Source organism: Streptomyces durocortorensis (assembly GCF_016901035.1).
Lineage (GTDB): Bacteria > Actinomycetota > Actinomycetes > Streptomycetales > Streptomycetaceae > Streptomyces > Streptomyces durocortorensis.
In genome coordinates this window covers 1-11,645 of sequence record NZ_JAFEUF010000217.1, presented here as the reverse complement: position 1 = coordinate 11,645, position 11,645 = coordinate 1, and the positions used below count along the sequence as shown (strand labels likewise).

Annotated in this window: 8 protein-coding genes and 1 pseudogene; all 9 read right to left on the bottom strand. The window is 73.9% G+C overall.

What is annotated here, in order from left to right:
- Positions 1–139 precede the first annotated feature (139 nt).
- Complete coding sequence (locus JS521_RS28540) at positions 140–1,054, bottom strand: phosphoribosylaminoimidazolesuccinocarboxamide synthase (protein ID WP_205085842.1); 915 nt, start codon at positions 1,052–1,054, stop codon at positions 140–142.
- A 168-nt stretch (positions 1,055–1,222) separates the two neighbouring features.
- Entirely contained in the window at positions 1,223–2,509 is a 1,287-nt protein-coding gene (locus JS521_RS28535) for an ABC transporter permease (protein ID WP_205085841.1), read from the bottom strand.
- Positions 2,506–3,273, bottom strand: coding sequence for an ABC transporter ATP-binding protein (locus tag JS521_RS28530; protein WP_205085840.1), 768 nt, complete (start codon positions 3,271–3,273; stop codon positions 2,506–2,508). Before JS521_RS28530 ends, JS521_RS28535 begins: the two co-directional genes overlap by 4 nt.
- Entirely contained in the window at positions 3,270–4,598 is a 1,329-nt protein-coding gene (locus tag JS521_RS28525; RefSeq protein ID WP_307847967.1) for an efflux RND transporter periplasmic adaptor subunit, read from the bottom strand. Before JS521_RS28525 ends, JS521_RS28530 begins: the two co-directional genes overlap by 4 nt.
- A gap of 67 nt (positions 4,599–4,665) precedes the next feature.
- Entirely contained in the window at positions 4,666–5,640 is a 975-nt protein-coding gene (locus JS521_RS28520; RefSeq protein WP_205085839.1) for a hypothetical protein, read from the bottom strand.
- 306 nt (positions 5,641–5,946) lie between these two features.
- Positions 5,947–7,401 (bottom strand): N,N-dimethylformamidase beta subunit family domain-containing protein, encoded by a 1,455-nt coding sequence (locus tag JS521_RS28515; protein WP_205085838.1) that lies wholly within the window; start codon positions 7,399–7,401, stop codon positions 5,947–5,949.
- A gap of 251 nt (positions 7,402–7,652) precedes the next feature.
- Positions 7,653–9,350, bottom strand: a complete 1,698-nt coding sequence (locus JS521_RS28510) for a M48 family metalloprotease (protein WP_205085837.1) — start codon at positions 9,348–9,350, stop codon at positions 7,653–7,655.
- Positions 9,351–9,699: 349 nt separating this feature from the next.
- Positions 9,700–10,950: a phosphoribosylamine--glycine ligase gene (purD, locus tag JS521_RS28505; RefSeq protein ID WP_205085836.1), complete on the bottom strand. Its 1,251-nt coding sequence runs from the start codon at positions 10,948–10,950 to the stop codon at positions 9,700–9,702.
- 403 nt (positions 10,951–11,353) lie between these two features.
- Positions 11,354–11,645: pseudogene (locus JS521_RS28500) on the bottom strand (DNA polymerase III subunit gamma and tau); the annotation flags it as partial.

Below are 11,645 nucleotides of genomic sequence, written 5' to 3'. Positions count from 1 at the left end.
CCCCGCGGGCCCGCTCTCTCGTTCGCCCCCCCCACCCCCGTCTGGGGGGGGGGCCCTCTCTCCCCCCGGGCGCCCCCCCCCCCCCCCCCCCCCCCCCCCCGGGGGGGGGGGGGCCCCCCCCCCCCGTGTCCGCGGGTCGTTACGCCCAGCTGGTGCCGGTCAGCACCTCGAACGCCTCGATGTACTTGGCGCGGGTCGCGTCCACGATCTCCTGCGGCAGCGCCGGGGGCGGCTGCTCGCTCTTGCGGTCCCAGCCGGAGGCCGGCGAGGTCAGCCAGTCGCGGACGAACTGCTTGTCGTAGCTGGGCTGCGCGCGGCCGGGCTTCCAGGTGGCGGCGGGCCAGAAGCGCGAGGAGTCCGGGGTCAGCACCTCGTCGGCGATGATCAGCCGCTCGGTCCCGTCCTCGGTGGTCTCGAAGCCGAACTCGAACTTGGTGTCGGCCAGGATGATCCCGCGCTCGTGCGCGATGTCCCGGGCCCGGCGGTAGACGTCGAGCGTGGTGCGCCGCAGCTCGGCGGCGGTCTCCACGCCGACCGAACGGGCGATCTCCTCGTAGCTGACGTTCTCGTCGTGTTCGCCGACGGCCGCCTTGGTGGCCGGGGTGAAGATCGCGCCGGGCAACTCGGACCCGTTGACCAGGCCCTCGGGGAGCCCGATGCCGCAGACCGTACGGGTGGCGTCGTACTCGACGAGCCCGGAGCCGGTCAGATAGCCGCGGGCCACGCACTCGACCTCGACCATGCGCAGGCTCTTGCAGACGAGGGTGCGGCCCGCCCAGTCGGCCGGGGCGCCCGGGGGCAGTTCGGTGGAGATGACGTGGTTGGGGACCAGGTCGGCGAGCTGGTCGAACCACCAGAGGGAGAGCCGGGTGAGCACGCGCCCCTTGTCGGGGATCTCGGTCGGCAGGACCCAGTCGTACGCGGAGATACGGTCGCTGGCGACCATGACGAGGTCGCCAGCCTCGTTCCGGTACAGGTCACGCACCTTGCCGGTGTGCAGGTGGGTGAGGCCCGGGACCTCGACGGGCTCGGGCTTTTCTACAAAACCGGACACGGTGCCTCCGCGTAGATTGATCCAGGAGCGGTTCCGATTGTCCCGTATCCGCGGGGCGGCGCGCGCAGGGGGCCGGTGGCCGTCGTCGTGCCGGCCCGTTCGGGCTTCGCCTCCCGGTACGCCGCGGGCCCCGGGCCGCCCGTGTAGGCAGCGCCGGGAGGGCTCCCCTCAGCGCCGCAGCGCCTCGGCGGGCTCGATCCGGCTGGCGCGCCACGCCGGGTACCCGCCGGCGAGCAGCCCCGTCACCAGGCCGATCAGCGGGGCGGCGAGCAGCGTCGTGGGGTGCACGACCGGCGTCCACTGCCGTGCCATCGCGACGGCCACCACGGTCAGTGCGCCCAGAGCGGTCCCCACCAGGCCCCCCAGAGCGCCCAGGGCCGCGGACTCGGCCAGGAACTGGCTGGTGATGTGCCGGCCCCGCGCGCCCAGCGTGCGGCGCAGCCCGATCTCCCCCGTACGTTCGAGGACGGCGACCAGCGTTGTGTTGGCGATGCCCACCGCCCCGATGACCAGGCAGACGACGGCCAGCAGGAGGAACAGCTGGTTCAGGTCCGAGCCGACGGTGTCGCGCAGTGCCTTGGGGTCCGGCGGGGGGACCGCCTTGAAGCGCTCCGGGTGCGCCGGGTCCAGCGCCAGGGGCGTCTGGTCCGCGACCTGGGCGGCCGCGCCCAGGTCGGTGGAGATCAGCATTCTGGCGGGAGCCCCCGTGCCCGGCTCACCCCACTCACGGGCGGCGACGCTCGCCGGGACCACCACGGAGAGCAGCAGGTCCGCCTTGCGCCGGACGTCGCCCATGATGCCGATGACCGTGAACGGGCGGTCCCCGATGAACACCACCGGGCGGCTCTCCAGCGTGGTGATGCCGAGGCGGGCAGCCATCCCCGAGCCGACGACGGCCACCGGCACGGCTTCCCGCTCGTGGTACTCGTCGAAGAGGCGGCCTTCCTTGAGCGTGGGCTGCGCCGCGCGCAGCACGCCCGGTCCGGCCGCCGCCACCTGGGTCTCCTCCTCGCCGACGGTCGCGCCCACGGGAGAGGCCCGGACGCTGTCGCCCTCGGGGAGGCTCACCGGCCAGTAGACGCCCGCGTGGGAGACGCCGTTGAGCCGTTCGATCCGGGCGGCCGCGTCCTCGGGGAAGGAGACGCCGATCGCCGATCCGTCGGACGCTCCTACGTCCTCGACGGTGACCTCGGTGGCGGTCAGGACGTTGAAGCGGCCGTCGATCTGGGACGAGGTCGTCGCCGTCAGGCCCAGGACGGCCACGAACGCTCCGATGCCCAGCACCGTGCCGAGCGCGGTGAGCGCCGAGCGGGCAGGCCGCTGGAGGATGCCGGCGACTGCCTCCGACAGCAGGTCGCGCGGCGCGAACCGGGAGACGCCGGCCCGGTCGGGGCTTCGGCCCCTCCCCCGGCGACGCCGTCCGGCTCGCCGGGCGCCCCGCCCGGCGGGCGTCACGCGTCGGCCCGGTGCGCCGGTGTGCGGAGCACGGCGGTCGGAGTGTCCCGGCCGGGAGGCTCGGTGAGCCGACCGTCGCGGATGGCCGGAGGCTCGGTGAGCCGGCCGTCGCGGATGGTCAGGGTGCGGCTGCCACGGGCCGCGACCGAGGTGTCGTGGGTGATGACGACGAGAGTCATTCCGTCCTTGTGCAGATCATCGAGAAGGGCGAGAACCGATGCGGCGGTCGCCGTGTCGAGGTTGCCCGTCGGTTCGTCGCACAGCAGGAGCGAGGGCCGCGCGACCAAGGCGCGCGCGATGGCCACGCGCTGCCGCTCGCCGCCGGAGAGCCTGGTCGGCAGGGCGTCGACGCGATGGCCGAGCCCGACCCGTACGAGGGCGTCCCGGGCGCGCGCGGCACGTTCCCGGCGGCGTACCCCCGTGTACACCATGGCGAGCGCCACGTTCTCCAGGGCGCTGCGGTGCGGCAGCAGGTGGAACGACTGGAACACGAAGCCGATGCGCCGCCCGCGCAGCCCGGCCCGCTCGGAGTCCGGGAGGCCGGTGGTGTCCACGCCGTCGAGCAGGTAACGCCCCGAGGTGGGCGCGTCGATGAGACCGGCGATGTTGAGGAACGTCGACTTGCCCGACCCGGACGGCCCGGTGATCGTGACGTACTCCCCACCGGCGACGACGACGTCGACGGGGAGGAAGGCGGGGACGGGCGGCGGGCCGGGGTAGGTGAGCCCGACACCGCGGAACTCGATGACCGGTACGGGGCTCACCGGGCCTCGTCCTCGCCGCCCGGGGCCTTGCCGACGATGACCCGGTCACCCGGGGTGAGCGCGTCCTGCGGCAACGGGGTCACCTGGACGCTGCCGTCACCCTCCAGTCCGGGGCGTACGCGCACCTGGCGGCGCTCGCCGTTCGGGGTGAGGACGGTGACGACGGTGCTGCCGTCCGCGGCGGACGACACCGCGGAGAAGGGAACCACCAGGACCTTGCCCCGGGAGGCCTTGATCTCGATGGTGAGGCGTACTTCCTGGCCGACGAGCGCCGCGTCGAGCTTCTTGTCCGGTGTGACGTTCAGGATCGCCATGGCGCCGTCGCCGGGATCCCCCGCGCCGTTCTCCGTACCACCCTCGCCCTCCGACTGCTGTGACGAGCCGTCGGGATCCGTGACCGATCCGGTCGTACCGTCGAACTCGTCGCCGGTCGCCTCGGCGAGGACGCGCACCTTCTGCCCGGCCGCCACCGCGTCGCGCTGGCTGGGGGTCAGCGCTCCCCGTACGCCGAGAGAGCCGGAGGAGATGGTCATCACCTCTCCGGGGGCGCGGTCCCCCACCTGCGCGGCGACGGACTCCACCCGGGCGGGGAAGCGGTCCAGGAAGACGACCTCCGATGCGGGGATCATGGCCCCGGCCTGAAGACGCGCGTCGGCCAGCGCGCCTCTCGCCCGGCCCAGGTCCTCCTCGGCCCGTACGACGGCCTTCGCCTCCCGCGAGTCCGCCGCTTGGACGTCCTGCAGGGCTCTTTCGGCTTCGGTGACGGCTGTCGTGGCGGCCTCGACGCGGTCGGCCCCGTCCTCGGCGACCGGGCGGGGGTCGTATCCGAGGGACCGGTAGAAGGCCTCCAGGGCGGCCTGGGTGGCGGCACCGAACTCGCCCGCGGGATCGGCCACCGACGAGAAGCCCCGGCCGGCCAGCGCTTCGCGCAGCTGGGTCACGTCCTTTCCGCGGGATCCGGGCTTGAGGTCACGGTAGGCGGGCAGGGATCCGGGCAGCGCGAAGACCGGACGCCCGGAGACCTCCACGAGCACGTTCCCCGCCCGCACCTGGTCACCGGCCCGCAACGGCGCCCTGGTGACCAGGGGTTCGGCGCCCTCGGCCGCGTTCACCGCCGCGGACACCGTGAAGGTGCGTTCGGCGGCGACCTCCCCGCGGATCACCAACGAGGAACGCAGGACCCGGTGTTCGACGTCGGCCGTGAGCACGTCGCGCTCCGGGGCCCCGGCCTCGGCGGCGGCCTGCGCGGGTGAGCGGACCACGGTGGAGAGCCCGAACCCCGCGCCCCCGGTCACCAACGCCCCCACGACCACGGCGATCAGCACCCGCCTGCGACGGGCCAGGGCCGGTGCCGGGGTGCCGTGCGCCGGCCTTGTGGTTGCCGTATCGGGGTCAGCGCTTCTCGATCGCCTGGTTCGCATTCTGAATCCACCTGGCCGTCTTGTCCTTGGCGTCCTCGAGGACTTCCGCGCTCTCTTCGATGACCTGCTTCTCGTAGGCCGTCTCCACCGCGATACCCACGCCCAGGTAGTTGACCTTCTGCTTGCAGCCCATGTCGGCGACGGCTACGGCGATCTCCTGCTTCCCCGCCCGGGTGGCGTCGGCCCACTTCTTGTCGTTCCAGGCACTGCTCGGGGAGTCGTAGTCGTACCCCTGCTTCTCCATGCAGTCCGACCAGTGCTCGGTGACCTCCTGGAAGCGGCTGTCCTCCCGGACCTTGGCCATGGCCTTTCCGCGAGCCGACGAGACGACCATCTCGGCGTAGCCCTCGCCGAAGCCGCCCTTGCCGGAGCCGGCGGCCGACCCGTCCGGCAGGGTGACCTCCTCCGCGGTCGACGCGCCCTTCGTGATGATCCGCAGGGCCTCGCCCTCACAGCCTTGTGCCGGGACCTTCCTGCCGTTGAACGTGGAGGCCTTGCCGCTCAGCAGGCCGCCCTGGACATCCGTCACGCTCTTTCCGTACCGGGACTCGGCCTCCGCGCCGCTCTCCTCGTCGCCGGGAGACTGCTTGTAGCCGTATCGCTCCGCCTGGTCGAGCGGCACGACGGAGAACTCCCCGTGCTCCAGGTACGGTTTGCCGCTGAACCGCGTCAGGGGCTGCGGATTCTGCGCATAACCGAGCTCGCGCATACAGGAGTTGACCAGGAGCACGCGTGCCTTCTTGAGCGTGTAGTTCTCCTCGGGCGACGGAAGGTAGGCGTCGAGCGGCGTGGTGATCCGGGCCGAGTCGAGGTGCCCGGGGGTGGGTACGGAGCCGAGCTTCGGCTCACCGCCCCCCACCCCCGAGGTCGAACAGGCACACATCGTCAGGGCGAGCAGGGCGGTCGCCCCGACGATGCGCGGAAGTGCGGTCACCTTCGTCAGCACCCGGTCTTCCGGAACGAGGAGAACGTGGCGGCCACCGAGGCGGCACGGCTCGGCGCAGGTCTCGTGGAACCCATTTCGTGATCTCCCCGTGGTGCGAGGCAGCGTCGGGCCTCGGCTTCAGAACCCGAGCACCAGGGATTCCCCCTGGGCAGCGATGCAGCTGCTCGATCGCGGCCAACCGGCCGCAGGTGACGTGAACTTACACGGCAGCCACACATGGAACAAGATCTCGTGAAGGAGAAGTGCAGGCGCGGCAGGCGCGTTTGCCCTGATGAAGCGGCAGATACCCCGATCGCCTGCCAGACGTCAGTCCCGCTTGCAGATCCGGTCGAGGAGGTTGGCCGTGGCCCGCTGGATCCGGCGGTCGGTGTGTCCGGGGCGGTCCAGGGCCGGGGACCAGGCGAAGGTGCCGGAGGCGAAGACGAGCGCGCCGGAGGGGGCCTGGTAGAGCGAGGTCTCCTGGTGGCGGGTGGCGCCCTCGGAGTCCTCGTACGGGGAGTGGGCGAGCAGGATCCGGTTGTCGTGCTCGGGCAGGCTGGTGCGCGGGAAGTAGCGGTCGGCCTCGCCGGCGACCAGGCCCGGGATCTCGTCGCCGTCGACCGCGCCCGTGGAGTCCCAGAGCCAGTGCTCGGCGTTGCGCACGACCAGCGGGTGGGGCTCCGGCACCCGGCCCGCGTACTGGATGCCCAGGAGCTGCTGCTCGGGCCGGTCCACCTCGCGCCACAGGGCGGACTTCCCGGGCCCCCGGCGTTTGCGGCAGGTCAGCAGCCGGTCGGGCTCGTTGGACGCGGAAGGGGCGAGGCCCACCTGCCAGTACATGGTGTTGGCGGAGAGGAAGACGAGCGAGGTGCCCGAGTCCCGGGCGCGCTCGGCGGCCCGGCGCATGGGCAGCGACCAGTACTCGTCGTGGCCGGGGAAGACCAGGCCCCGGTAGCGGCTGGGGTCGACGCGGCCCGCGTGCAGGTCGCGGGCGTCGGCGTAGGCGAGGTCGTAGCCGTATCTCTCGGCCCAGCGGATGAAGTCGTACGCGTGCCCCACGTGCAGCGGCAGGCCGGCCCCGGCGTACGGGCGGTCGAAGGTGATCGTGACGGCGGCGTCCTCCTCGCCGAGCAGCCGCCCCCGCTCGTCCCACGCGTGGTAGAGGCTGGCGCCGGTGCGGCCGTCCTCCGGGTAGAGGTTGTACGCCTGCCAGGTGATGTCGGGCAGCAGGAGCAGCAGGTCGGCGGGGTGGTCGTGGCGGACGGTGAAGGGGATGTGCGAGCGGTAGCCGTCGGCGGTGGTCAGAACGGCCACGTACGCGCCGACCGACCAGTAGCTCGGGATCTGGAGCCGCCAGGACATCCACCAGTGGTGGCAGGAGACGGTCCGGTCGGCGGCGAGCGGGGGCGGCTGGACGATGCCGGAGAGCCGCGGACTCGTGGTGATCTTGGACGCGCCGTCGCCGCCGTAATGACCGATCCGGTAGACGTCGACGGAGAACTGCTGGGGCGGGTCCACGGTGATGTGGAAGTCGATGGCCTCACCGGGGGCCGCCGCGCCGGGCGAGACGAAGCCCTTGATCTGGCGGTGCACGTCGTCGGCGGTACGGGTGCCGCCGCCGGTGGAGCGGGCGAGGTCGGCGTACCAGGGGACGACCTGACCGGTGTCGTCGAAGTAGTTCTCGCTGCCGCGCAGCCAGGGCAGCGGGCCCTGGCCGAAGGGGTCGCTCACCGCGTGCGCGAGGGCGCCCGACTCCCACCGGCGAATCTGCTCCGCCCCCATGCCGCGCCCCTCCCTCGGATCCCCCGGACAACTCGGGGGGATCCCCCGGACAACTCTGGTGCGCCGAATGTCAGCGCCGATCCCCAGCACATCACATAACGCACGCACCCCGTCACCCTTCGTCGCGAATTGACGGGAACGGAACCATCCCTTCCGAACAGTGGGCTCCGGAGTCCGGACGCCGGGGTCCAAACGCCGGAGCCCGTGCTCCGATCCGCAGCCCGTGCCGGTACGCGGGACCGGTACGCGGGTCAGACCAGCCGGACCGGCTTGTCGGAGCGCACCCCCACCTCGGCCAGCCAGGACAGCAGCGGGTCCGGATCGCCGTCCTCGACGAGGCTGAGGACCGGGGTCGCGAGGTCCGCCCGGCGTTCGCCGCCGACGAGCAGCGCGGGGCCGTCCAGCCAGTCCAGGCCGGGGGCCGCGCCCGCCGTGTCCACGGCCGCGCAGCAGACCATGGCGGCGACGTGGTCGGCGAGCAGCTCGGTGCCCGTACGCGGTGGCTGGAGCGGGAAGAGGGGCAGCGGGCCCGGGCCCCAGAGGTCGAGCGGGTCGTCGGCCGGGCCGCTCCCCGCGCCTCCGTGGCCTTGGCCTTGGACTTGGCCGCCGCCGTGCCCCGTGCTTCCGGCCCCCGGGGCTTCGGCCTCCTCGCGGGCGACCGCGGCGCCGATGCCCGCCGCGAGCGCCTCGCCCGGGCCGCCGGGACCGGACAGGTGCTCCATGACCCGGGCCAGGGTCGGGACGGCCGGATCGGCGGCGGCAGCCCGGGGGACGCCCAGGGTGTCAAGGACCCGGTGCAGCCGGGCGGCCTCGCTGCGCCACTTCCGGTCGACGACCTCGTCGGGATACTGCTGCCAGTCCACCGGCGCCCAGCCCGGACCGTTCTCGGCGGGGCCGCCGTGGAAGAGCCGGGCGGCCAGCAGGGACGCGGCCTCGTCGGCCACCCCGGGCTCCTCCAGCAGGTCGCACGCGGGCCGCTCGCCCAGGCGCAGGGCGAAGCCGTCGGCCAGCCGGTCCCGGCGGGAGAGCTCGGTGAGCGCGGAGACGACCCCGGCGTCCAGCCGGGAGGGCCAGCGGCCCATCCGCCAGGCGGGCAGCGCCACCCGGGTCAGCAGCCGGTCCCAGCCGGCGTAGGCGAGGCCGACCTGCTCCTGGGCGGCGATGCGCAGCCCGTAGTCGACCGTCTGGGCCCGCATGGACGCGGCGGCCGCCACACAGCGCTCCATCTCGGCGGCATGGTCCCGGCAGGCCCGCAGCAGCAGCCGGGCGACCCAGCCGGCGAAGGCGAGCGGCGCCCCGCGCACCGGGCCCCGGCCGGGGGCGGCGGCATCGGCGATCGCGGCGTCCAGGCCGCGGACGAAGCGGCGGGCGGCGGCTATGTCGGGATGCGCGGACGGGCCGGTGCCCGCCACCACAGGGGCGAGGACCGCGCGGAGCTCGGCGACCCGCATCCACCACAGGAACGGCGAGCCGATGACCAGGACGGGGGCGGTGTCCGCGGCCTCCGCCGACGCTCCCGGGCCCTTGCGGAGCGCGCGGTGCGTCCGGTCCTCCAGCCAGCTGTCGCAGTCCGGAGTCAGCGCTATCGCCGAGGGCGCGGGCACGTCGAGCCGATCGGCCAGGTCACGGACCAGGCGGTAGAGGTCGGGGGCCCCTTCCTCCGGCACAGGGACGGTCGGACTCATGGCGGGTCGCGCACGGGCCACGGAGACGGCGACCAGGACGGTCACCAGCAGCACGACGACCGCGACGCCGAGGACGGTCCAGCGCACGGCGTCCCAGGCCGGACCGGCCAGATGCCCCTGCGCGTCCGCCGCGAACAGCACGACGGCTACGGCCGCGGGCAGGATCGCCACGGCCAGTGCCCTGCTGCGGATCCGCAGCAGGGCGAGCGCTCGGGCCTGCGCTGCCCGCGCACCCGGCTCCTCACCCACATCGATACCGGACACGGCCGGACGTCACCCCCTCTGCCCTCATCGCGGCCCTCTTGGCCCTCGCGGCGGTGTTGCTCACTCCCCCACTGTGGCACCCGCCACCGACATCGCAATGCCGGTGGGCCAAGTGCCGGAACGCTTGCGCCGCACCCTAGTTGGGGGTCCGGCGGCCGTCATCCGGATAGCCCAGTCGTCACCCGATGGAATGGCTTTGGGTAAAGCTGCTGACGTGTTCGCGCCCATGGGCAAGCGACCGGAGACCCGGGCCCGCCGGGGCACGCGGACACGCGAAAGCCCCTTGCACCGGCCGCGTACGCCGGTGGCGTACGGGGGCGGGCGCAAGGGGCTTCGGGCCCGGGGCGCCTCAGCCCTGGGATGCCTTGAGGGCGATGTCCGTACGGTGCTGGGAGCCGTCCAGGCGGATCCGGCCGAGCGCGGTGTAGGCGCGCTCACGGGCCGCCGTGAGGTCCTTGCCGGTCGCGGTCACCGAGAGCACCCGGCCGCCCGCGCTGAGCACCGCGTCGCCCTCGGCGCGGGTTCCGGCGTGCAGGACGTACGCGTCGGGCCCATCCTGCGCCGCGACGTCGGCGAGCCCGTCGATCGGGTCGCCGGTGCGCGGGGTGTCCGGGTAGTTGTGCGAGGCGATGACCACGGTGACCGCGGCGTCGTCGCGCCAGTTCAGCGGCGGGAGGACGTCGAGGGTGCCGTTGGCGGAGGCGAGCAGGACACCGGCCAGCGGGGTCTTCAGCCGGGCCAGGACCACCTGGGTCTCCGGGTCGCCGAAGCGGGCGTTGAACTCGATGACCCGGACGCCGCGCGAGGTGATCGCGAGGCCCGCGTAGAGCAGCCCGGAGAAGGGCGTGCCCCGGCGGCGCAGCTCGTCGACGGTCGGCTGGAGGACGGTTTCGAGGACCTCGTCGACCAGCTTGGGGTCCGCCCACGGGAGCGGGGAGTAGGCACCCATGCCGCCGGTGTTCGGGCCCTCGTCGCCGTCCAGGGCGCGCTTGAAGTCCTGGGCGGGCTGAAGCGGCACGACGGTGGTGCCGTCGGTGATCGCGAAGAGGCTGACCTCGGGGCCGTCGAGGAACTCCTCGATGACCACGCGGTCGCAGGAGAGCGCGTGGGCGCGGGCCACGTCCACGTCCTCGGTGACGACGACGCCCTTGCCGGCCGCGAGGCCGTCGTCCTTGACGACGTACGGGGCGCCGAAGGCGTCGAGGGCCTCGTCGATCTCGGCGGGGGTGGTGCAGACGTAGCTGCGGGCGGTGGGAACCCCGGCGCCGGCCATGACGTCCTTGGCGAACGCCTTGGAGCCTTCCAGCTGCGCGGCTTCACCGGAAGGGCCGAAGCAGGGGATGCCGGCCGCGCGCACGGCGTCGGCGACCCCGGCGACGAGCGGCGCCTCCGGGCCGACGACCACCAGCCCGGCGCCCAGCTCGGCCGCGAGGCGCGCGACGGCGTCACCGTCGAGCGCGTCGACCGGGTGCAGTTCGGCCACCTCTGCGATGCCGGCGTTGCCGGGTGCGCAGTACAGAGCGGTGACATCGGGGTCGAGGGACAGAGAGCGGCACAGGGCGTGTTCGCGGGCGCCGCCGCCGATGACGAGGACCTTCACGGGGTGCAGCCTAGCCGCCGGCCGCGGAAAGCCCCGACGGCCACCGGTCCGTGGACGGGCCCACCACGGCCCGGCCGGTACCTGCACGGCCCGGGCCGGTGCCCGCGCTGCATGGTCGGTGCCCGCACTGCCCGGCTGGTACCTGCACGGCTGGGCCGGTGCCTGGACGGCTCGGCGCACGGCTCGGCTGGTACCTGCGCTGCACGGCCGGTGCCTGCACTTCACGGCCGGTATCCGCATGGCTCGGCCGGTACCTGCACCGCCCGACTGCCGCGACGGCGCCGACCGGTACCCGCACGGCTCGGCCGGCGGGTTGGCCACTCCCCCGGCAGGCCGGCCGCTCGCCCGGCAGATCCGCTGCTCGGCCGGCAGGCCGGCAGGCCGACCGCTCGGCCCCGCCGCCTCACTGCTCGTTGGTGAACTCCTCGACGACCGTGGCGCCCAGCTCGCGGACGATCAGCTCGTGGCCGGAGAGAGCGGAGTCGACGAGATCCGGGTCGTCGGCCTCCGCGGTGTCGTCCTCGGGGGCCACGGACCACGACGGCTCCGCCCCGTACGAACTGGGGGAGGCCTCGGGGGCGGGCGCGGCCTCCCGGCCCTGCGGCGGCGCGGAGGGCCGCGGCTGCGGGGCCGACTGCGCGGGCTGCTGCCCCTGCGACGGGGGCGCGGGCTGCTGCGGGGCCGAGTGCTGGGGC